The following is a 23,368-nucleotide window of genomic DNA, read 5'->3' on the forward strand; positions in this document are numbered from 1 at the left end:
CAATCTGAGCCATGATCAAACTCTTCAGTTTAAAAAGTTTGCTCAAACTCGTGAATCACGTCTGACTTTAACTATATTCTTCAATCCGAAGATTAAAGAACGTAAAGCGAATTGACATGGTCACTTGTTTAAGACTTCAAAGTTTTTGAGAAGTCTCCAGCAAGCGCCCACACAAATTATCTGATTATCTATTTTAAAGAGCGTCTGACTCGTTGTCCGCTTCGTTGTTGTGAAGCGTTGTCCGTGTCAGTGGGTGCGTATAATACGCATCAGAATTTTTGACGCAAGCACTTTTTAAATTAATTTTAAAAAAGTTCGAATTATTACGAGAACACACTAACTCTGCTTAATTTATAAGCAGAAACACAGGCAAAATGGTCACGAGATAGACAATTACTCTATTACGCCAGCTCAACCGGTAGTTTTTTTACTATCTCGATACGCTTAGACGAGATGTCTGCTTGATAAGCCAGCACTTCAACGCCTAGCGCTACGACCTCTTTAATCGCCGCCGCATACTTAGGGTCAATGTGCTGTGCTGGCTTGACTGACTGAATGCCTGTATGTGAAACACAAAACATCAATACCGCTCGATGACCTTGCGACACCACATCCGCCAGCTCATATAGATGCTTACGCCCGCGCTCCGTGACCGCATCAGGAAAATACCCCTGACCATCCTCTTCGAGCAAGGTCACGTTTTTCACCTCAACATAACATAAGGGCAGATTATCGCTGCTTAATAACCAGTCGATACGGCTACCGTTACCATACTTCACTTCCGCTTTCTGTTGGTCGTAACCCGTGAGCTCAGCAATATTGCCATGTGCAATAGCCTCGCCAACCACTTTATTAGGCAATCCCGTATTAATACAGGCGAGGTACTGATCATCTACTTCAACAATTTCCCATGTATAGGCGAGTTTGCGCTTAGGATTATTGCTTTTGGAAACCCACACGCGCGCACTGTCTTGCTGACAACGACGCATCGACCCAGTATTAGGACAATGAGCAGTAATGAGCTCTCCGTTTGCTAGCTCAATATCCGCAAGAAAACGTTTATAACGCTTGATCAAACGCCCTTCTATTAATTCAGGGAATTGCATAACACCTTACTCCAACAAAAATGACCTCACACGAATGGGAGGCCATTTAAAATTAAGCGATGTTGTTTTACAAGCTACTCGGCTTTCGAATGAGCCTTAGCCACCAGTCGCCATGCCACCATTTACATGTATGGTTTGCCCAGTAATAAAGCTACTGTCACGGCAAGCTAAAAACACATACGCTGGACCAAGCTCATAGGGCTGACCAATACGCCCCATTGGCGATGTCATGTTATCCAAAACATCTTGATGCTCACCTTTAAAGACTAACTGAATTTCCGTCGCGATTGGACCAGGAGCAACTTGGTTAACTCGAATACCGCGCTTAACTACTTGTGCCGCCAATGCGCGAGTAAAACCAACGATTGCGCCTTTGGTTGCTGTATAAGGTACTAAGGTGTCATTACCGACAAACGCATTTACCGAAGTGGTATTAATAATGCTCGCGCCCTCTTCCATATGCTCAAGGGCAGCCTTAGTGATATAGAAGATGCCAGAGCTGTTTACAGCAAAGTGCTGAGCCCAGTCGTCATCACTGACTTCGGACAAATCACCATAAGGCTTCTGCATACCCGCATTATTCACCAGCACATCAATACCACCCCACTGCTCAACCACCTCAGCTACCACTTGTCGGCACTCATCTGCATTCGCGGTATCTCCCTGAAGCACTAATGCTTCAGCGCCTTCCTGCTCAATACCACGACGCGTTTCTACGGCGCTGTCTTCATCAGAGTGATACATAATGGCGACCTTCGCCCCTTCACGGGCCATATGTAAAGCCACTGCACGACCAATACCGCTATCACCGCCAGTGATAAACACACGCTTCTGCTTCAGCTTATCGGCGCCTTTATAGTCCGCCGTAATGTACTCAACCGATGGCAATTGCTGATCTAAGTTTTCTTGACTCGACATCCTCTTCTCCTTGGCTGGTTAACTAACGCTATATCTGAAGTTTATCGTTTCGCTTTTCATCCATAGCCGCAAGCAGCCGATGCACCCAAATACTCACTTTCATGATCGATTGAAGTTGCTTACACACTCACTTCTACATGACATAGCCAAACACCGGGCACAAAAAAGCCCGCTAGATAGCGGGCTTGTAACTAGTATCGACAAAATTGTCATTAAGCGTCTTTGCGCTTACGAATCATACTGCGCACTAAAACATAGAACACACCCACCATACCGCCAAGAACAATGGATAGCGCTAAGATTAGTGGCACTTTCGGCGCCGTTTTAGCAATATTAACAGAACCAAAGCTTACTACTTGCTGACCGTTATCGATCATTTGCAACGTTCGCTTTGCGTTCAACATATTTGTTGCTACGCGCTCAGTATTGAGTAATGCCTCATTAAGGTCATTTTGAATCAAGTTTAACTCTACTGTCGCCTCGCGATATACCTCTGAGGTTATCACCTTCTGATACTCGCTTAGCTCTTGCGCGTAAACACTCGCAGCAGCGGGCGCCGTAGTAGAGATCGAGACACTTGCATTCTGCAGACTCCACTTACCTTCAGACAACGCCGATAGCCTTTTATTTACTTCGCCTTCAATACAACTAACATTGCTATCGCAAATTTGCTGCGCACTCACCGGATAAATGTTGATCGCGTAAGGAACGGAAACGTTAAACTTTGGCTGAGCTAGATACGCATAGCTACCGCCAGCCACTAAGGCAAGCACAACAAATGCAGTGATTAGCCATTTGCCCTCCCAAAGCGTTTGAAAAAGCTCAAATAAGTCTATTTCATCGTCCAACGGCTTTGACTGTTCCATTAACTCTATCCTTTATAACTGTGTGTTAAATAATGCATTTTTCGCATTATCCTTAATCCACTCTGAAAAGTGAACCCAATCAGCTAGACAACTCACTGCAAGGCCTTATTTCAAACAAAAAAGCCCGCTAGATAGCGGGCTTGGGAGTGTTTATTGCGGTTCAGTGCAAGGTGTTACCTAACGCTGAATTATTCCCACTCTATCGTCAATGAGGGCCGTAACCCCTTTAACTACGGCCGTTTGGGGCTTGGTTCTGCCGTACTACCATTATTAGTACCATGTTCAGCATTTTGTTTCGCCTTTTCTTCCCGACGACGCTTCAGCTCGGCACGCGCCCAAGCAGAGGACTCAGCCATGTCGCGACGAAGCTCCTTACGCTCTTCATTTGTTAATTGATACACAAGCATTCATCACTTCCCACTCGTTGTCTCCTCTCAAAGCACCTTTCATCCTGGCTGAAGGAACCAATGAGGCAAATCTACCTTTCACATTAATAGTAAGCGTAGTTAAACAAAAACATAGTATCTTTATGCTTAGCAATGCAAGTAGCACTATTTTTACTCGCAAGTAAAACAAGGAAAGGAGAGAAAAGTGACGCCTATAGAGCAAATTCAAGCATGGATTCAAGACAAACCAAACTGGTGGAAGCATAGTATCAAGCTTGCTCTTGATCACGGAGAGTTAGAACAGAAAGACTTAGCAGATATCTATAAAATGGCTCGAATTGAGCATAAATTAGAAAGCGTAACAGGAATTACTCCCCCTTATACTGACCAACAAATAGATTTCACCGGGCATACAAGTGAGCAAGAGGAAGTGAAATTGCTCTCTTTGTCTAATGTCACCGGGGTTGGTTCACTCATTGCGGACCAAACGCTTAATTTCTCCCAAGAAGGTCTATTCATTGTGTATGGCGATAATGGAGCGGGAAAGTCCAGTTATTCCAGTATAATGAAGCATGCATGTCTTACTCGTGGAACATTTCCCAAAATATTAGGGAATGTATTCGAGCCAAGCCCTCACTCCTTACCTAGTGCCACTCTTAGCTTACTTGTTAATAGCAGAAACGAGCAGCACCACTGGACCTCAAACTCTTCAAGTATCCAATCTTTAAAAGCTATTAGAGTTTTCGATACCGAATCTTCTCACCATTACGTTAACAAAGAAGATGTTTTAGGATTCAAGCCATCAGGTTTGAATTTATTAACGGAATTAACAAAGGCCATTTCGTATGTAAGAGATGCGGTCGATAAGGATTTAAAATCTGGTCAGGGGCTAGTTCAGATACGACCATTACAATCAGGCACTTATGTATCACAATTTCTCGCAAATATATCATCAAACACGAAAGAAGATGATGTACACGCTCTCAAAGCAACGGCGGAAGAGCTTGCATATATAGAGCCTTTACGACAAGAAATAGCAAAAGATAAGCTTCAGACCCCCGAAAGTTTAAGAACAAACCTGAATCAACAGCTGCTTACCGTAGAACCGCTTCAACGGTTTATGCTCAATACCCTCAGATATTTGGGAGATAAGGCTTTTGATAGGCTAAAAGAGCTACAGAAGGACTACATTACAAAACAAAGAGCTGCCGACCAAATAATGCAAGCCACCCTGAAAGGCTTACCTTTAGAATCCGTAACAGGCATAAACTGGCAAAATCTGTGGCGTGCGGCGAGAACATTCATAGAAAGTGAACCAAACTCCAACAACTTTCCACCCATCGAGGGTGACTATTGCCCTCTTTGTCTTCAAGAGATATCAGAAAGCAGCGGCGAAAGACTAGGCTTATTGAACAAGTTCTTAGCTGATAATGCTGCTAAGGATGCAGCAGCTGCTTATAACGACTTTAATAATGCGCTAAGAATGATTTCATCACAGACACTTAGCTTAGAAGATTACAAAGCCGGGTTAGAAGATGCTAATAAACTGAAGCCAGGTATCAAAGACAGAATTACATCCCTGTTTGAAGAGCTCAAAGTACGACAGAAGTTGTTTACAACATCCTTAGAATTACCCGACATTCAATCGAGCTTAGATGTATCCTCAACTACCGACATAGCAGCACTGACTCAACACTTAAACGAGCAAATAGCAAAAGTTAAGACGAACCAGGACCTAACTAACCTTATCAATAAAAAAGAGGCACTCTTACAGGAGCTCATAGACAAAAAGTACATTCTTGAAAATAGCGACCCAATACTTCAAAACATTCGCCAGTATAGAATTGTAGATAAGTTGAGTGAGATAAAAAGAGAATGCAACACCCGTAGAGTTTCAGACCTTTCCTCTACAATCTATCAGCAAGGTGTTATAGAACCGATTACTGAGGCATTTAGCAACGAACTAAAACAGTTCGGATTCACTAGGTTCTCTGTAAATGTACAGACAAGGAACTCTGGTGGTCATCAGCAATTTAAACTATCAATAGCAAATTCTGGTGAGCCAATCGTTGCTAAAGTCGCGAGTGAGGGCGAACAGAGATGCATTGCTATAGCTGCATTCTTAGCTGAGATGAAAGCAGATAAACGTCTTTCTGCCATTGTATTTGATGATCCAGTAAACTCTTTAAGTCATCAGTGGAGTAGCAAAGTAGCCGCAAGACTCGTCAAAGAGTCTCTTTCAAGGCAGGTAATAGTATTCACTCATGACATTGTATTCTTCAAGCTTTTACTCGAACAGGCTGAGATTCATAATGCATTGCATTCAAGTCTCACGTTAGAGCGATCAAGGCAATATTCAGGAATAGTAAGGGATAGTGCCCCATGGGAAGCACTTACTACCTCCAAACGGATAAAGCGCTTAAATACAAAGTTGAGAGGCTTAAGGAAGACTTATCTCGAAGATACTGAAACAGTATTTCGCCAAGAAACTCAGGGATTCTATGGCTTATTAAGAGAGGCATGGGAGCGTCTAGTGGAAGAGAAACTACTAAATAAGGTAGTCAATAGGTTTGAGCGCGGAGTTTATACGCAACGCCTGTCACGCCTTGTTGATATATCCGCTGCAGATATTTCAGTAGTTGATAATGCGATGAGTAAGTGTAGTACTTATTTTACAGGCCACGACAGTGCTCCTGCTATGGGTACCCCATACCCTACAATTGAGGAAATCGAGTCTGATTTAAAAGCTATTCAAGACTTTCTCGACGAGTTACAACAGAATCGAAAAAGAACCTAGAAGACATAAATTAATGTCTATTAAATAAGTTAAAGCCCACTGATAAGCGGGCTTTAACTATCTATATAACTTTATATTTTTAAAGAACTTTGTAATGAAAATTCTGACCTAGTTATATATAGCCTGTTCAAAGAACTCTCGATCGAAATCATTCATCGACTCTACCGAGATGTTTTCTCTAAGAATTGAATTACATATTTCTCGCGGGCTAGAATTGTTGCTCTGCAAGTTATGGGCAGTTCCCCACCAAGTGGATTTCCTTCCTGCTTTCCTCTCCATAATATCATGCTCGTTGGCAACCTGATTAGCCAATACACCACAATCTAGGTCATACTTTTTAGATACTTGAATGACAGAATTTTTCAGCCAAGCGATATTCCCTTTAGCATTTGCAAAGCATTCTTGTACGTATTCCTCAGCGTCTAGGCCCAAAAGAACTTTTGAAGCAAATACGTTTGCCTCCAGTTCTTCAGCATCTAACCGTCTTTCATCACTAGTTTCACTGAGCTCGATCAAAGAGAACTCTGACAAGCCAGGCTTTTGCGTAGCATGATAAAACTCATGTAATAGATCGAAGGACCAACGAGAGGAGTGTGAAGTCTTTTGCTTAACGACTATTACATTTCGACTTTCAATTCTCCATGTAGCACCATGGAACGCGCCAGAGTCATTCAAACCTAATACAATAACGCCCTTACTGTATACATAGGATAAAAGAGATTCAAAGCTAAGATCACCATACTTCTCTTGCACCTCTTGTCTAACAACATGAGGATCATCCGAAAGTTTAAGTTTTGGTTTATCAAAATATTTAGCAGCTAATCTTGCTACAGTATAGGCATACTGAGTATACGCACTTGCATATTGTTGATTAGCACTTGCAGGCATTTTAAACCTAGCGACTAAAGCCCCATCACGTCCCATCGATAGTGACTCATCGCCTAATAGCTGCTCTTTGCTCCATCCAAAGATAGCTTTAACCTTCTCACAGACACGATCAACCCAAGTATCACAATCAAAATTGATTATATCTCTTGGAGCAATACGCTTTTCAATAAAGGCTTTATCTAAGCCCGCATCAGATAATTTACTAATTAAAAGGTTTTGCGTTCTTGACGCCTTTGGTAAAAAAACATCCTCAGTAACCTTTAAATCCAAAGCATTAATCACTGATAGCAAGGTCGAAAAGCTCGCAGAAGAATATTCTAAGTTTTCATAGCGCTGTATTTGTTGCTCTTTCATCCCAAGCTTATCTGCTAAGTCTTTTTGCGTTAGACCTAGATAGATTCTTGACCGAATAAGGGCCTTTGGTAAGTCGGCAATGTTATCGACATCAAAAACAGCAAACTCACCAGAAAGAAGCTGTTCGTACTCTTCAATATCACGCACCAAATCATCTCTTTGAAATATAAGAGCATTTTTTTGAGCCTGCATTAACAGAGGATGAATATCGCTACTGCCTTCACCGATTTCTTGGATAGCAGCATCAAAATCTCTAACTTTACTCCGCGTAAGAGCTAGTTGTTTTGAGTTCTTAATCATTGCTTACCTCCAATTTTAATTGCCACAATCCCTTTCTTTTCACCTGTATTCTTATCTTCTTGAAAAAAATTAAGGAAGGTCTTTCCGCTTCGACCTTCGGGGATTTCTGCAGGAAAAACATCGCCTCTATATCTAAGCTCAATCTCGTCTCGGTCTTTATCCGACGAGAGTAGTAAACAGGGATCAAGCTTACTGGGATCAACACCTGCAATACTCCAAGCCATATCGTAGTCGCCAGGAAACTCCTTCTCCGTCACGAAACTACCGTCGACATAAATGAGTGTGCATCCTGCAGCTTCTAAGTTTTTAATTAACAAGCTAAGCCCGTCTAGTAGCCACGCTCTTTTAGCGTTATAGCCGAATCGGCCGAAGAGCTCCTGAGCGGAACAGTAATGAATGCCTGCTGGCAGATTACCATTATCATTAAAATCCGGAATCATAACCCAACTTTATTGTTGTGTAATAAAAGTTTAGCTCTTTTACCTAAGTAAGCAACCTAAGTCAATAGGTGCACCTATTGTCATATGTAACCAACTCAATGGTTACCTCCCCACAAAGCTCGCTATCTCTTCGTTCCGCTCCCTTTGCTTCTCTTGGGCGTAGTCAACGTAATCCTCTACATCAAATGTGTGTTTCTCGGGATCGCGTTCTTGCCAGTCGGCGTGTGCTTGGCGAGCTTCTTCCTGGTCTGACTCAGATAGCTCATTAAAGCCGCCACTTTGGTTTATCCAGCCTTCTTGGCCGCCGAGGGACTCACTGCCGAAAGATGGTGATTGTTCATCGCTGGAGCCTTCCCCTTCTTGGTGTCCCATCGAGTCAATACCTGTGTCCATGCTTTCGCGGATAGATGAAGCCAAACGGCCACCGGCGGTTTGGCTGACTTTGTTCTGGAAACCACCCATTGCTTTAGAACCCATACCTTTAGCAAGAGCTGATGCTGTACCGGCAGCGACACGGCTAGCGTTGGCCGCACCAGCCACGAAGCCACTTGATGTTTGGCCCTGCTCGCTGGAATGGGTGTCGCCAGCACTTTCAGAGACAGCCTCTTCACCAGGAGCGTGAGACTCACCGCCAGAGAAGCCAGCGGCTTGAGCAAAAGGCGTTTCACCCGTATCACTGCTGCCAGTATCCCCACTTGAAGCGCTAGAGCTAGAACCACCAAACTCAGGCATCGGGCCTTCTGACATACTCATTTGAGCTTTCTCAAAAGCCGCCTTCACGGCACTGGCTCCACCGGCCATATTGGTCGCTCCAGACATAGCCGCTCCGCCAAGTGCTGCGCCGCCAGACATAACCGCTGCACCTGCTCCCACTGCCCCACCGATCAAGGCACCTGCACTAAATGAACTACCTGAGCTGGCCGCAGCTCCGCCGCCAGGAATCAAACTCGCAATCACATTCGGCACAGAGTTGATCAATACCACCATGACCAGCGACACCACGAAGATCACTAGCAATTCATCAAGGGGCGCGCCTTCCGATAAATCGGTGTGGTAGCCATCAATAATGGAAACAGCGATGCCTACTAGCAGCGTCATAGTCATTAGCTTTAACGCGATACCGGCCACACTGCGAAAGTAGTTCACCGCAATATCAGAGGTCCAACGAGAGCCACCAAAACCCAAGACAAAGATACCGGCGTAAGCAATGATCCAGGCAGTGATCAATGCCAGTAAGACGTTCGCGGCCACGATGGCCATACAAGCTAAGATGGCGAACGAGGTGAGAAAGATAGATAAGTTGTCGATTGGACTGGTGACACTGTAGCTATCCACCGCCTTTGCCAGAATATCGAAAGCAATATCTATCGGCGTCGAGGGATTCAGCCCCCTAGACATTCCCGACGCCTCAGCAGCAACGTTACGCAATGAATCAATGATCGACATAGCGAACGCCGGCCCATTAATCAACAGCCACCAAAAGAAACCGGTTGTGATTGTAAAGCGGACAAACTCGGCAAAGAATTCGCCGATATCCGCTTTACGTAATGCCATCATGCCAAAGGTCCAAACCATCGAGATAACAACGAGCGTCCAAAATAGCCAGGTCGCATGACCGGTAATTACAGACGCCCATGCCTGACTTGCCGCAGCGAAGCGGTCCGCCACATCATTTAGCACACCGCCTCGCTCTACTGCGGCTGAGGCATGTACCGACACCGTTCCCAAGGAAAGAATTACCGCTGATTTTGTTGTGAATCCTCTCATGATTAGTACTCCTTACTCTTCGAGCGATCCACCGGACCTTCTAGGCTTTGATAAACCGAGCCATCTTGTTGCTCACAGTTTTGCGTGCATGTTGCTTCAGGCTCCGAGCAAGCCACTAAAAATAACGTTGTTAACACTATAACCAGTGTTTGCATCATCCATTTCATGGTCAGTACTCCTTACTTTGTGAACGGTCGACCGGCTCGCGTAAGCCTTCATAGAGGTTGTCTCGGCTCGCCTGATACTGAGCGTTAAGATCAGCGTCAGCCTGCATCTTGGTAGCTAGGGCATTTTGTTGGGCGATCAATAAACTGCGGATTTGCAGCAACTGGTTTGCCTGATTACTCGCCAACTGATTAGCGTAACCAATCGCTTCAAGTTGGCCTTCTGCGCCTTGGGCGGCGGACTGGAGTTGCAGTAATTTGCCTGCGTCACTCTGTAGGTTCTGTTGCTGGAGTTCTAAACCACGAAAGACAGCATCGTTGGCCTTCTTCTGTGACTCTGATGCTAAGCGGCGGTTTTCATCCATGGCCGCCCATTCGGCGGCGCTGCAACCACTGCGGGAAAAACAAGGGGAACTGCGGTAATAGGCCACATCTTGGAACCGGCTAAGATAGGCGTCGATACTGCCCAACTGGTTTTGGTAATACGCCAGCGTATTCGTTGCCTGGTTTAAATCATGAATCGTTTGCTGGGCTTGGTCCCAAATATGAGCCGCTGGGGCCATGGTGTTTTGCAGCATATTTTCGTACTGCTGGAGCTGAGTTTGGTACTGCTGGATTTGTTTTGCTGTCTGCGCAACGGCTTCCATTGCCGACATGATGTTCTGTATTAGATTCGTACCATCAGCAACCGGAATACCGGCATGAACGGGATTAGAAATGTTTAACGCCAAGGAAATGGCGAGCACGGGAATTTTAGCCGCTAAAATTTTGCGTTTTAGCATGGTCATTTACTCTTAGTTGTTATGACTAAAATTTGCATTCACCAACCTGTAGAAACTTGATCTCTACTCCTGCCGTTACCAGCGGTGAATGTGGGCCTGTACAGAGCTAGCTCGCCACTTACTATCTCGGCGCCCGACCTGCGCGACACCGTTAAACGCGCGGCCGAATAGGGTTAAACATCGGTGTCATTACCAACCGAAGCGGTTAGGGCTTCAGTCGATTCCTTTGCCATCACATCAACGTGATCGGCTCTTATGTTGTCGTTTCGCTTTTTTAGCTGCCTGCTCAGCTTTTAGCTTGGCTTTACGTTGCTCTAACACTGGCATGACCACCGCTTTTTCAGTTACAGGAGCTGACTGAATAGCTAAAACCTCTAACTGAGATAGATTCTGCAACCGGCCACAACGTGAAGGTGGCACTTTGCCAATCGGTAACACGCCAGGCTTATCAGACCGCTTGGCCCTTTTATTCTGAGCCATTAATGCCTGACGGCGGCGCTCTAGCCCTTGGTCGGCAAACTTTATAGACAAGTTGCCATCTACTGCTGCCTTGACTACTCGTGCCTTGAACTCAGGCGAGCCATTCACGGTAATGCGATTACCGTAACGCTCCATTGCTACCTTAAGCGCAGCTAAGACACTGGTTTGGTTAGAAGCCGTCGCCACTTGTAGACGATCACCATCATCACGAACAGCGCTGTTACCTGCTCGATAAATAATGGTGCCTTTTTTCGTAATCGTATCGACCGTTACTTTGGACTCGGTCTGAACTGTATCTCCTGTAAGTGTGTTCCCTTTAAGCTTTTGTGCCGCTTCTCGGCTGCGTAGCGCTTTGAGGGCTTCGCTATCCCCCTGCAATGCTTGGCTTTTTAACCAATCCGCCCAGGCTTGGCGTTTATTACTTTGATATATCGTTTGCCGTTGCTCTTGGTAACGTTTTTGGATGCGTTCAAGATCGCTTTTCAACGCATCACTAGCCTGTTTGTACAAAAGCTTCTTCGTAAGCTTATTGCTGCCGGCTAACTTAATCGCTGCGCGACGGCCACGCCCTTTTCTCTTGGCGTTTTCAACCTGTCGATCTTTATCACGGCGCGCCTGTTCAAGGGCTTGTGACTTACTCGCTGCGGCACGTTTCTGCTCTGCTTGATAACGGGCATATAGCTCGGTGGTATTCACCTTCAAGCGAACCGGTCGATGTGTGTATTGGCGGCTCGGCTTAACAGAATCCGTCGCGGCCGCTTCAAAGGGACCAAGGCGCGCTTCGAGTTTGGGTTTAGAAAACTCACGCCCCAAGGTGCTCGCTTTGATGATCGACTCACCCTCGGCAACGATTACTAGACCATTTCCTCTGGTCCTTAACTGCAAACCGTTGTCCTGCATGACCTGATGCAACGCCTGCCAGCTATTGGCTGATGTAATCTCATCCATACATTCGCGCTTCATCCAACCGACTAAGCTTTCAATGCCTGAATGCCGTTCCATATCCATCGCACGTGATTCAGCCCCGCGCTTGCGCGGTATGTGATTATCCGGCTGCAAACCAAAGTCCTGCTCGATGACCTCGCACATTTCCGCTAGCTTCTTATGCGGGTAATACGGTTCATGGATTGTGTTGCGTGTAGGATGAATCTTATTGATGGCGATATGGATATGTTGATTGTCCGTATCGTTATGTACCGCACTGACACGTTGATGCTCGCCATAACCTAAGCCTTGGCAAATGCGCTCTTCTATCGATGCCAAGGTATTTGCTTCTAACTGTTCACCGCTTGGGAAGCTCACTATCAGATGATAGGTTTTATCACTCTTCGCTCGGGTGTTCGCAAACTGCGTCGCCAACACCTCACTGATCGCATCGCGCACGGTCTCCGCTTCACAGTTATTTAAACGAACGCTACCAAGTCGATGTGCTTTGCTCTGGTGATCGGTGATGTAATTCACTAGGCCTGCAAAGTCAGATTTGCCCTGTGAACGCATCGGTACATGCTTGACGATCATTGGTCTGCCCTCGGACGAAGAATGGACTCCATCAGTGAACTCATTTGATCTTGTGTCGTCTCGATACGATTAAGCACTGCCAAGATGGTATTGGCCCCAACATGTGCCACCTTGGCATCATTGCTAAGCCATAACTTTAGCAATCCACCTAAACGCCCTAAGTCACCATTAACCCGCACTAACTCGCGTACTTGCTCTGCATCAGTAATTCCCTGGATACGATAGCCTTGGCCGACTTCACGCAAATAGGTCGAAGCACTGAGCCCTGCCCGTGCTGACATGGATTCGATTAGCGCACGCTCTTCCGGTAGGCAATAGACCTTAATCGGTGGGCTGCTCTTTCTCGTCGCCTTATTTGTGTTGTTCTCCATCTGTGCATCCTCTCTTTCGCCCCGCAGGGCAGGATCAACGTTGAGCGCCGAAGGTGCGAATAAGTCACATAAGTGAAGAGGCTTCACCATGCTTGCATGGTGGGCCTACTTCACACATCCTGCCCGCATATCAGCATTGTTTTTAACAAGGTAACCTCTGCATAGAAGTCTGCATTTCCCTGTTTTCTTTTGTATTTCCCTGTTTTCATCTGTTTTTGCCTGCTCAGCACTCTTTTCGTTTTAAAAACCGTTAGTTACAGCACACTTATAACGACTGAATAGCGCTAAAATAGCGGTCTTACAGCGATTTACGTGTGATCGCTTTACTCACCATCACGACACCGAAAAACACAGCTTTCCTACTACTTTCCTGCCCACCTAAGGCCAATCAGCCGGTTTTGAACAGTGCCCCTCATATATCAATAAAACGCCCTGTTTTGTGTGCTGCCCCTCAAGTGTCAACAAAGTGCCTTGTCTTGTGCTCTGCCCTTCATATGTCAATAAACACGGTTTAACTCCATGCAGGTGTTTATCTGCGGCAAAGTCTTAGCCCTACTAGGGCGTTAAAGACTACGCCTAGTAGAAAGATCTTAGAGAGATCTTAGACCGTTTTTTAACTCACTCCCTGTAGCTCTTTAATATCAAGGCTCACAGCGACTTTTCTCTTTCACAAACGTGACTGTTAATGGGGGAAAAAGTGACTGTTAATGGGACAGATTGTGACCGTTAATGGGCCCCTATGGTCGCTGTATTTCAAACATGCCCTGACGGTACTCGACAATTAGCCACCCTATGCTTTGTATTTCGCTTAACGTATCTCTTAAACGACTATGACGCTTACGCAACGTTGCACCAGTAGCAGGGTTTTGATGCAGATAGCCACTTAGCGTTTCTAAAGCAACCTTTCCCCTTTGGCCTGGGTTGATCCAGGCACATAGCCTTTGATGAATTAATAGCGCGTTGTGAGTACGCAAGGCCCGAACCTCGTCCATATCAATGCGGACATGCTGACCGTCTGGAAGAATGGCTTCAGCAATCATTGGGTTTAACGCCACATATAGATTTTTCGCTGAATCATCACTTTCATACTCAGCCAGCAAACGAAAACCTTTACGCTTACCTCCGTGTTGAACAATAATCGACACTTTCCACATCCGCTCAATACAATCTTTAATGGTTTTAGTGTTATTCGACGTTGTTGCATAACCAATCTCTTGCGCTAGATTGCGGTAACTACATTTCACCACCATGGCATCCAAATCTACCGCTTCCCATTTTGGCTCTAGAAATAGCCTCAGCTGCTGTCCACTTTCTGTGGCAGGCTCCGGTTTTAATAACAGACCTGTTGGGCCAGCCATCGCTATCAAGCCCTGAAGTACACGCAAATCATCCGCTCCTAACGGCTCAGGTCCGCTGAACTCAATCAAGCGCCCTTTGCCGTAGTCGTATACCACATCCAACTTGGACTTTTTACGTTCACCTTTTTGCAGCGCTCGAAATAAACCTGGAGCCAAGCAGTGCGATGGAGCATGCCTAACATGTGTTAGCTGATGCCTAAGCTTCTTCACGCGATCGACCATTAGATGACTTGTGTGACTTCTGTAGTGTCGTTTGTTCCAACAGCCCATTCTCACGTCGAATTAGCCAGCTCCCGTCGTAACATGGCCCATAGTTGGCTTTATTAACGCCATAGCGTAGGTAGTTCACACGCTCTGTCTCCTCCAAACCAAACGCCTTGGCCTCGCTTTTCGTCATTTCGCTTAACACAGACTGCCAGCGGCAGTGATAAACGATTACAGAAGAGCCTCGACCCGTATGTTGACCGTCTGAATCTTTGCTGGTGTGATGGATAAATATGACCGCCGCGTCAGTTCTAACAGCGATGTGCTCAAGACGGTTTAATACCTGGGACATGGCACTACTTGAGTTCTCATCTTCGGTGCTAAACCGGCGTAAAGTATCCAGGATCAAAAGCCTTTGGCCTTCTGATTGTTTCACCAAAAGTTCAACACACTTTTCATCCAGGAGATCTGGAGCGAGACCTGCAACCGACTCGATCACAAGGTTTTTGCTGACGACCTCTATCTGCTCCTGGCTTAGATGCTGTCTGATAGCTTGCAGACGATGCATGACGACCTTTACTGGGTCTTCGGCAGAGATGTACACCACCGGCCCTTGTGTCAGCGGTCCAACGCCTAAAAGGTCAGGACCACCCGCAATATGTACCGCTAACTCTAAGGCAAACATCGACTTTCCCGTACCACCCGGCGCAACGAATGCGCCGACCGTACCTGCCAATAAGCTTGGTAAGACATAGTCCAATTCCGGGGGCTGTTCTGTGAAGGCTTTGAATACATCGATTCGCATAATCAGTTACCCCCGAAGTATCCAGGGCGAGCCGCTTTAAGCGCACTCTTACGGCGTTGTTCGATCCACTCTTCAATCTCGGCAAGATCCCAAGCCACACTGCGACTAGTTAGGACAATACGACGAGGGAACTCACCTTGCTGCTCTAGGTTGTAAATGGTCCGATCCGATAGCGGAACCATTCGTAAAAGCGTTTTTCGATTAATTAGGGTTTTATGTGCCAGCTCCTGCATGTCTTGGCCTCCTCTTAGTGACTGAAACCTGACTATGCCTGTATTCATTCGAAGCTTGATTGGACCTTGTGGAGGAAAAAGTTGAAAACTCTATTTATTTTCAGAATTCCCCCCTAGAACAGCAGCCAAACATTGCGACTAGTTGCTAATAGACTCAATATTTAACCAGTAGTAACATGACCTAAGGCTATGGGTTTGAAGGTGTGGTAATGGAATATGCGGAAATCGAAAAGGAAGCTAGTGATCGCCTAGGCAGACATTTTATCTCTGTCTGGGAAGACTGCGACACCCTTGTTGCCGAGGGCATACGAGAGTTTAGAGATCGTTGGGCGAACTATTCCGTACACTCTCACAGAAAAGACCCTAGAAACCATCTAAAAGATGATCATGCAGACATCAAAAAAGAAACGGATAAGCGCCCTATTGGCGAGCTTATCCTAGAAGCCCTTGATCCCAAGGTATCAGTGTTTCTAAATTCTCTGCCAGATACCCATTTGTATTTCTTCCCGAACCCTTACCTAAATATTGATCATTCGCTTTTACAAGCTTCAAAATCTCAACTAAATATTCCAGAAAAAATAGCTCGCGAGAGGACAATTAAATTCGGAACCAAATTCAAAGCAGAGACGCCATTGACCAACTTGGTCATGATGTTGGGCTTTAAAGATACTCATGACGCGATCAAGCAGCAGCTTAGACACTTTCTGAAAACAGAGCACCAATGCCGACCGATAGACTTCCGGTTTCAGGCAACCGTCGATAACCTGCTGGAACTTCTATGGATGCTACACCTGACACCAACACGTTTTAAGCACCACAGCCCAGATATAAAGATCAATGCTAGACGTAAGCAAACCTATTGCGAGCTATGCGGCCAAAGAAATGAACTGGCCGAGTACTTCTATCGGCTAGATAACAACCTGTTAGACCCCAACGACCTGCAAGAAGCGAATGATCAGCAAAAGACAAAATTGCAACTTAGTCATAGATATTGCGCTCACCATCGACCCAGAAACAAAGATGGCCGAACTTGGAATCCTGCTTACAAGAGTGCTCTGCAATCAAAAGGACAATTTGAAAAGGAACTTAGACGCTTACAACTTCATGTTGCTAGTGCCGTGAAGTATAGGCCGGTGTTAGATGACGAAGAACTAAGATCCTTATCAGCAGATGAACTTATTGATCGCTATTTCTATCTTTTTTTAGAAGGTAAGACGGTTACACAAGAACATGCTCAGGCATGTTTCGATTACGTAAAATATAACTTTAAGTGCCCAATAGAGGTTGAAGGAGAAACCAAACGGCTCATTGATGAGGCCATCGTACGCTTAACAGGAGCTGGTACATTGCTGGGGGCTGATGATGAAGGAAAGCTGCGGGACATCGCTCGTCAAATGGTTGACTCAAGACTTACGGATCGTAAGAAGCAAATACTCGTGCTTAAACAAGGACTCAATCAAACACAAATTTCAGAACGATTGACGGAGATTGAGGAAAAGAAGATTTCACCTCAAGCTGTTTCTAAGACAATAAGATCAATTCCTGAAGAGTTTACGCTGCTTGGCCTTAGCGCTTTTAAAATCTTTAGTCATTAATAAGTCCCCCCATCCAAGGAGAGTTGGCCTTGCTTAATTTAATATTACTAAGGAAAGAAAATGTGGTCTGATAAAGAATCAAAAATAGACTTCCTTAACTTTAATGAAATTGCAGAATCGATCAAAGACCTCATTATTGAACGAGAATTAATGCCAATTTCTATCGGTGTATTTGGAGATTGGGGGGCTGGAAAATCTACTATTTTGGAACTGACAGCCAAAGCTCTAGAAAAAGAAGAGCAAGACTATATCCAAATCCATTTTGATGCATGGACGTTTCAAGGATACGATGATGCAAAAGCAGCACTGCTAGAAACAATAGCAACTCAGCTAGTTGAGACAGCCAAAGATGATGAAGCACTACTAGCCAAGGCGCTAGACTTTGCAAAGCGAATAGACAAGGTCAGATTTATGGGGCTAATGGCTGAGGGGGCAGCTGCAATTTCAGGTATGCCAACGTTTGGTGCTATTCAGAATTTTTTTGGTTGGGCAAGCGATTCTTCAGAAGATGAAGAGCTAGAGTTTGAAGATATTCAAAAAGACGGCAAAGAAATTGGAAAGCTAGGTAAAAAGGCAAATGGCCTTGTCAGAGCTAAGAAAAAATTTTCGCCACCTAAAGAGATTCACGAGTTTAGAAAGTCATATATTTCACTCTTAGAGGCTTTTAATAAACCCGTTATAGTTTATGTAGATAACCTTGATAGATGCTCTCCTGTTAATACCATATCAACCTTAGAAGCAATAAGATTATTTTTATTCTTACCTAACACAGCATTTGTCGTTGCCGCTGACCCAGACATGATTCGTTTAGCCATTCCCCATTTTCATAAGGGTGCATCTACACGTCATCAAACAGACTACCTTGATAAGCTAATACAGATACCTGTCCACGTTCCAAAGCCTGGTATGTCAGAGGTTAGAGCTTACTTAACAATGCTAATTGCTCAAGATAGAGGAGTCCCTCAAGAAGCATTTGAGCAGCTTAGAGTCAGGTTAGAGCGCTCACTTAGACTTGCATGGAAACAAGAGCAGATATCCGTAGATAACTTATTGGAAGGTTGTGATTTACCAGATAAAGCAGAACTACGTGAAGAGTTTAAGGTAGCGGAGCAGCTCGCTCAAATTATGGCAGAGTCCGCCAATATTAATGGCAACCCAAGAATTGTGAAGCGCCTTTTAAACCAAGTAAGAATGAGAAAAAAGACGGCTAATCGACGAGGGATGCAACTAGATGAGAGAACAATTACAAAGCTTGTGATATTTGAACGTTGCATGGGGTTACAGGCAACAAAGAAACTTTATGAGCTCATTGATGCGGAAAAAGGCAAACCATCTTTCATTGCTGTGATGGAAAACTCTGAGAGTGAGTTTGACCTCGACACTCTTCCTGAAGAGTGGAAACACGATTTGTCATTTTTGGATAAATGGTCACGATTAAAACCAAAATTTTCAGGAATAGACCTTACAGCTGCTGCATACTTGAGTAGACAAAATATCCCCATGGGCTCAGTTAACTCCGTAATGTCAGGCGCTGCTCAAAGACTGCTAGAGGGCTTAATTAAACAAAAAACACGCACAAGTAACGCAACAAGTTCACTGTTAGAGTCAACAATTTCAGAGGAATATGTTTCGGTAATGGATGGACTTATTGAGCACTTACGACAGCTAGAGGATTGGCAAGTGAAGTCGCCAGGTATTTATGGCGGGTTTACGCTGGCTCAGCATGACGACAAGTGCAAAGAGATTTTCCTTGCCTTTGTTAAAAAAGCACCGAAGAAAAGATGGCTTACATCAATGATTAATGAGTTAGAGGGAACTAAATAATGGGCACGTCAGCATCTAGCACAGGACCTAATAATAAAAGTCCACTGTTACCTCCTTGGGCAGAGCAAGGCACTCCTATTGAAATTGGGGCAGGCGGTGGAGATCAAGGTGGAGATGACAACCAACAAACACCGGATAAAGCTGAAGTTGATAACGGCAAGGTACAACAACAAATCCTTGGCCCCAAGCCAGACATTCCTTCAGCCAATCGCTTGGCTGGAGCAAGGAAGTTATTTGGTGATAACGCGAAATCGGGTAGCTCTGAAGCTGGCTTGAAAAGCTCTCTTAAAAGATATTCTAAGAGCTCTGGTGGCGGCTCAGGTACAAGTAGACGATTAGCTAGCGGAATAACAGCGGGCTCTGGTCTTTTAGGAATTATGCAAGGTGATAGTGTTACGTCTAAGGGTCAAACTCTTTCACTATCAGACTTAAACGGCTTATCAACAGACCAAGTTATTGATCGAATTGCAGAGCACTTGACTCCAGAAAATGGTGATGCTGACGCTGTACGCCTTGCATTAGATTTTGCGTTAGCAGAAGTTTTACCTGAAGACGAAGCCTTTGACGCTTCAATGTTCACTGGTGACGTAGTTCAAGAGGCTATTTCCAATTACTTAACCGACTTAATATTTCAGGATGTAGTCAACGGTATGGGAAAGGCTTGGTTCCATGTTGAGCACCCAAGCACCCACCACAAAATAGAAGAAGAGATAAGAGATCTAGTAAAAGTCATAACAGACTCGAAACTGGATAACTTGATGCGTGACAATGCCGGTAAAATATCTCAGGAGAATATTATACAGATTCAAATCGATGTAATTTCGCAAACTGTAAATGAGTGGGAGAATTTTGATGACTAACTTCTATTTTAATGATGATCCTACTCAGTTACCTGAGTATTCAGAAAGCTGCCATCCAGTTCAAATTTTTAATACTCACCCATACGATAGTTCTAAACACAGTAGGGCTTCAGGTAGTTTATTAAAGCGTGTGCGTGAACTCGGAATCAGTGTCGATGCGAAAGCAATAGATTTGATAACGATAGCTACTGCAGTAACTGCTGCAGAAACATTTGAGCGCAGAATGGACGCAGCAGATGCATGGTCTAGAACCATGCATCTTCACATACCAGTAGCCAATGACGAAGTTTGGAGTAAGCTATCAGGCCGCTTGAGCTCTATCCTAAATTTCTTAACTGGTGATCAATGGCAATTCACGTTTTCTAAAACGTCATTTCAGATGCCAGCCCCCATTACTAGCAAGAAGTCCAAGGCTAGATTGAGTAGTCTTAAAGGACTAAATTCGGTATGTCTTTTCTCTGGTGGTTTAGATAGCGCAGTGGGTGCAATAGATATTCTAAACGGTAGATCATCATACAAGCCTCTGTTATTAAGTCATGCTTACCGTGGAGATGGCGTGAAGCAGAGCGATATTAAAAAGCTTCTGAAAGCTGCTTATGGAGAATTGTCTTACAGCATTTCTCCACGGCTAATGACAAGGTTAAAAGGAAAAACTGATGTTACAATGCGGGGAAGAAGTTTTAACTTTTTAGCGATGGCAGTTCTCGGTATTTCTGCGATCCGTAATGCGAATAGTGACAATAGTATTTCAACTATCCTTGTTCCCGAAAATGGTTACATATCTATAAACCCACCGCTTACAAGACGAAGAATTGGTAGTCATAGCACTCGAACGACCCACCCATACTTTTTGAATAGCCTTGAAGAGTTATTAGATGATGCAGGTCTTCATGTAAAATTTGTCAATCCATACCAGTTCAAGACAAAGGGAGAAATGCTTTCGGAGTGTGTTGATCAAGAATCAATATCCAAAGCGATACCATTAAGCGTATCTTGTAGCCATTGGCATCGAAAACATATGCAATGCGGACATTGCTTGCCTTGTGTAATTCGACGCTCTTCCATTCATCATGCAGGGTTTACTAAAGATGCGAAATATGTAAACCAAAACCTACAGTTTGTTAATAAAGAGAAAGACACTAGGGATGACCTTCAAGCCATTCAGACTGCAATAATAAGACAGTCTAATGTAAAGGACTATAAAAGCTGGATTAGACAAAGTGGGCCCTTACCTAAAAACCAAGCAACACGAGATCAGCTTGAATCTACAATTAAACGTGGCCTGAAAGAAGTGGAAGCTTTTCTCAAAGCAAGCGAAATCTTATGATGGATTTGCACTGTCATGTCGACCTATATCCTGACTATAACCGGATACTAGAAGACATAAAGAGTACAGGGTTTTATGTACTATCAGTTACTACAGTACCTTCGGCTTTCGAAGGTACATGTAACTTAACGCGCAATATAAAGCATTGCCGAACAGCCCTAGGCTTACACCCTCAGTTAGCCCACCAAAGAATAAACGAACTCCCTCTTTTCGATAAGCTTATACCTGAAACTAGATATATAGGAGAAATCGGGCTTGATGGCTCAAGAGGATATAAAGATCATTTCAATGACCAACTGTTTGTATTCAATCACATCTTAAAAAAGTGTGAGTCGTATGGTAATAAGATACTTACTATCCACAGCCTCAACGCAGTCGATGAAGTCTTAAACTGCTTGGGTACACACCCTAAAGCAGGCACTGCAATTCTTCACTGGTTCTTAGCAACAAAGAAACAGGTAGAAAAAGCTATTGAACTAGGATGCTATTTTTCAATTGGACCAGCGATGTTAAGCTCGAATAGAGCAAAAAAAGTTATCTCTTGGTTACCGAAAAACAGAGTCCTTCTAGAAACCGATGGCCCTTTTGCTAAATTGGAAGGGAATATAGTTTACCCTTCCAATGTCATTTCGGTCCTTACATACTTATCTGATATATGGAATATACCTTATGATGAAGTAAGATCTGTAATGAAGCTAAATTTAGTTAAACTATTAAAGTAAAGAAAAAAGTACCTTAGGAAAGACATTTACTAGGCTGCATCAACGATTTAGTCAGACCTTAACCCACTCATCAATCATATCCGCCCAATCCTGCAACATGGCCGCGCGCTGCTCTCGGTACTCGGCTTTGTTGTAGATAGCTCTAACGCCTTTCTGTTCGTGGGCTAGGCATTTCTCGATCCAGTCACTGTTATAGCCCGCTTCATGGAGCAAGGTACTTGCTGTACGGCGTAGGTCGTGTGGGCCGAACTTTTCCATCGGTATACCGTCTTTCTGGGCAGCCTGGAAGGTGTATTTCAACACTAGGTTAATCGTGGCGTTACTCATAGGTTGGTCGGTGTCATAGCGTGACGGTAGGACATACTCTGAGCCACCGGCAAAGGTCTTTAACGCAACTAACAAATCTATCGCTTGGTGTGATAGGAACACCAAGTGAGGTTTGCGGCGTTTCATTCGCTCTTTCGGAATACTCCATAGGGCTTCACTGAAATTGATCTCACTCCATTTTGCCTGGCACAACTCCCCTTTGCGCACCATGGTGAGCAGTAGTAGTTTAGCCGCAGCACGGTTAACTGGGCTGGTGCCTACCTTCTCCAGGTATTTGTACATCACGCCGATCTCTTCTGGCGTTAACGAACGGTCCCTTGGCTGGAATCGAGCAATAGAGTTTGGCCGTACATGATCAGCAGGGTTCTCTACCTTCTGGCCACGCTCCATGGCCCAACGAAATACCTGCATCACGATCTCTCGGGTATGCACTGCCGTGGCCGGTGCGCCTCGATCCACGATGCTGTTAGTCAGCATGCGCAGGTCTTCATGAGAGATTTCTGGTAGCTGTAGATTGCCAAACTTGGCTTTGAGTTCACGCTCATAGATCGAGCGGCGCATATCTCGGGTGGATTCTGCCATTTGATAACCACGCAACCACTTATCTGCCCAGGCTCCAAATGTTGCCGCATCCTTCACACGAGCTTTGCTACGCGCTTTTTCCTTTGCGGGAGACCTTCCGTTCGCAATTAGTTTCTTAGCCTCTCCAAGCAGCTCACGGGCTTCTGCGAGGCTGATGCCACCATTGCCATAGCGGCCAAAGGTAATCGTTTCCTGGCGTCCATTGATGGAATAGTTGTAGCGAAAGGACTTAGTACCCGCTGCGGTGACGGCTACGTACAGGCCATCACGGTCGTTTACTTTGTAGAGTTTACCCTTGGGCTTTAGGTTTCTGATCTTGGTATCGGTCAGCATGACTATGGTTCTCCGTTGAGTTTAATACCATGCTGTAAAACCTATGTTTTAGAGTCTATTT

The 23,368-nt window shown here is 44.7% G+C and carries 21 protein-coding genes; 6 read left to right on the forward strand and 15 right to left on the reverse strand.

What is annotated here, in order from left to right:
• Nucleotides 1–401: 401 nt before the first annotated feature.
• From sfsA to JQX58_RS14955, 4 genes are all read right to left on the reverse strand, one after another.
• Nucleotides 402–1,106: a DNA/RNA nuclease SfsA gene (sfsA, locus tag JQX58_RS14940; RefSeq protein WP_204147644.1), complete on the reverse strand. Its 705-nt coding sequence runs from the start codon at nucleotides 1,104–1,106 to the stop codon at nucleotides 402–404.
• A gap of 96 nt (nucleotides 1,107–1,202) precedes the next feature.
• Nucleotides 1,203–2,024, reverse strand: a complete 822-nt coding sequence (locus tag JQX58_RS14945; protein WP_204147645.1) for an SDR family oxidoreductase — start codon at nucleotides 2,022–2,024, stop codon at nucleotides 1,203–1,205.
• A 212-nt stretch (nucleotides 2,025–2,236) separates the two neighbouring features.
• Nucleotides 2,237–2,890, reverse strand: a complete 654-nt coding sequence (locus JQX58_RS14950; protein WP_204147646.1) for a Wzz/FepE/Etk N-terminal domain-containing protein — start codon at nucleotides 2,888–2,890, stop codon at nucleotides 2,237–2,239.
• Nucleotides 2,891–3,120: 230 nt separating this feature from the next.
• Nucleotides 3,121–3,291 (reverse strand): hypothetical protein, encoded by a 171-nt coding sequence (locus JQX58_RS14955; protein WP_204147647.1) that lies wholly within the window; start codon nucleotides 3,289–3,291, stop codon nucleotides 3,121–3,123.
• A gap of 190 nt (nucleotides 3,292–3,481) precedes the next feature.
• Between JQX58_RS14955 and JQX58_RS15545 the strand changes: the two genes are divergently transcribed.
• Nucleotides 3,482–6,073: an AAA family ATPase gene (locus tag JQX58_RS15545; protein ID WP_204147648.1), complete on the forward strand. Its 2,592-nt coding sequence runs from the start codon at nucleotides 3,482–3,484 to the stop codon at nucleotides 6,071–6,073.
• 108 nt (nucleotides 6,074–6,181) lie between these two features.
• Here JQX58_RS15545 and JQX58_RS14965 read toward each other — a convergent pair whose 3' ends face one another.
• From JQX58_RS14965 to JQX58_RS15010, 10 genes are all read right to left on the reverse strand, one after another.
• On the reverse strand, nucleotides 6,182–7,615 hold the full coding sequence (locus tag JQX58_RS14965) for a helix-turn-helix transcriptional regulator (RefSeq protein WP_204147649.1): 1,434 nt from the start codon (nucleotides 7,613–7,615) through the stop codon (nucleotides 6,182–6,184).
• Nucleotides 7,612–8,055 carry a DUF6932 family protein gene (locus tag JQX58_RS14970; protein WP_115899186.1) on the reverse strand — a complete coding sequence of 148 codons (444 nt, stop codon included), beginning with the start codon at nucleotides 8,053–8,055 and terminating at the stop codon, nucleotides 7,612–7,614. Before JQX58_RS14970 ends, JQX58_RS14965 begins: the two co-directional genes overlap by 4 nt.
• A 102-nt stretch (nucleotides 8,056–8,157) precedes the next feature.
• Entirely contained in the window at nucleotides 8,158–9,822 is a 1,665-nt protein-coding gene (trbL, locus tag JQX58_RS15630) for a P-type conjugative transfer protein TrbL (RefSeq protein ID WP_204147650.1), read from the reverse strand.
• Nucleotides 9,823–9,824: 2 nt separating this feature from the next.
• On the reverse strand, nucleotides 9,825–9,989 hold the full coding sequence (locus JQX58_RS14980; RefSeq protein WP_204147651.1) for a hypothetical protein: 165 nt from the start codon (nucleotides 9,987–9,989) through the stop codon (nucleotides 9,825–9,827).
• 2 nt (nucleotides 9,990–9,991) lie between these two features.
• On the reverse strand, nucleotides 9,992–10,768 hold the full coding sequence (gene trbJ / locus JQX58_RS14985) for a P-type conjugative transfer protein TrbJ (RefSeq protein WP_204147652.1): 777 nt from the start codon (nucleotides 10,766–10,768) through the stop codon (nucleotides 9,992–9,994).
• A 237-nt stretch (nucleotides 10,769–11,005) separates the two neighbouring features.
• A complete protein-coding gene (gene traI / locus JQX58_RS14990; protein ID WP_204147653.1) occupies nucleotides 11,006–12,766 on the reverse strand; it encodes a TraI/MobA(P) family conjugative relaxase in 1,761 nt (586 codons plus the stop codon).
• The gene (gene traJ, locus JQX58_RS14995; protein WP_204147654.1) at nucleotides 12,763–13,137 is read right to left on the reverse strand and encodes a conjugal transfer transcriptional regulator TraJ; all 375 of its coding nucleotides are present in this window, start codon (nucleotides 13,135–13,137) and stop codon (nucleotides 12,763–12,765) included. Before traJ ends, traI begins: the two co-directional genes overlap by 4 nt.
• A gap of 737 nt (nucleotides 13,138–13,874) precedes the next feature.
• On the reverse strand, nucleotides 13,875–14,705 hold the full coding sequence (repC, locus tag JQX58_RS15000; protein WP_425324511.1) for a replication protein C, IncQ-type: 831 nt from the start codon (nucleotides 14,703–14,705) through the stop codon (nucleotides 13,875–13,877).
• Entirely contained in the window at nucleotides 14,692–15,504 is an 813-nt protein-coding gene (locus JQX58_RS15005) for a helicase RepA family protein (protein WP_204147656.1), read from the reverse strand. Before JQX58_RS15005 ends, repC begins: the two co-directional genes overlap by 14 nt.
• A 2-nt stretch (nucleotides 15,505–15,506) precedes the next feature.
• Nucleotides 15,507–15,737, reverse strand: a complete 231-nt coding sequence (locus JQX58_RS15010) for a helix-turn-helix transcriptional regulator (protein WP_055464605.1) — start codon at nucleotides 15,735–15,737, stop codon at nucleotides 15,507–15,509.
• 209 nt (nucleotides 15,738–15,946) lie between these two features.
• On the opposite strand from JQX58_RS15010, the gene JQX58_RS15015 reads away from it, so the two are divergent.
• From JQX58_RS15015 to qatD, 5 genes are read left to right on the forward strand one after another with little or no spacing between them, the layout of a single operon-like run.
• Complete coding sequence (locus JQX58_RS15015; RefSeq protein WP_204147657.1) at nucleotides 15,947–17,332, forward strand: hypothetical protein; 1,386 nt, start codon at nucleotides 15,947–15,949, stop codon at nucleotides 17,330–17,332.
• 60 nt (nucleotides 17,333–17,392) lie between these two features.
• The gene (locus tag JQX58_RS15020; protein ID WP_204147658.1) at nucleotides 17,393–19,156 is read left to right on the forward strand and encodes a KAP family P-loop NTPase fold protein; all 1,764 of its coding nucleotides are present in this window, start codon (nucleotides 17,393–17,395) and stop codon (nucleotides 19,154–19,156) included.
• Entirely contained in the window at nucleotides 19,156–20,016 is an 861-nt protein-coding gene (locus JQX58_RS15025; protein WP_204147659.1) for a hypothetical protein, read from the forward strand. The genes JQX58_RS15020 and JQX58_RS15025 overlap by 1 nt, the downstream gene beginning before the upstream one ends.
• A complete protein-coding gene (gene qatC, locus JQX58_RS15030) occupies nucleotides 20,009–21,343 on the forward strand; it encodes a Qat anti-phage system QueC-like protein QatC (RefSeq protein ID WP_204147660.1) in 1,335 nt (444 codons plus the stop codon). The genes JQX58_RS15025 and qatC overlap by 8 nt, the downstream gene beginning before the upstream one ends.
• Nucleotides 21,340–22,065 (forward strand): Qat anti-phage system TatD family nuclease QatD, encoded by a 726-nt coding sequence (gene qatD, locus JQX58_RS15035; protein ID WP_204147661.1) that lies wholly within the window; start codon nucleotides 21,340–21,342, stop codon nucleotides 22,063–22,065. Before qatC ends, qatD begins: the two co-directional genes overlap by 4 nt.
• A 51-nt stretch (nucleotides 22,066–22,116) precedes the next feature.
• On the opposite strand, the gene JQX58_RS15040 is transcribed toward qatD, so the two are convergent.
• Complete coding sequence (locus JQX58_RS15040; protein WP_204147662.1) at nucleotides 22,117–23,307, reverse strand: tyrosine-type recombinase/integrase; 1,191 nt, start codon at nucleotides 23,305–23,307, stop codon at nucleotides 22,117–22,119.
• Between the last annotated feature and the right edge of the window lie 61 nt (nucleotides 23,308–23,368).

It is taken from the genome of Marinomonas ostreistagni (assembly GCF_016888445.1).
Classification (GTDB): Bacteria; Pseudomonadota; Gammaproteobacteria; order Pseudomonadales; family Marinomonadaceae; genus Marinomonas; species Marinomonas ostreistagni.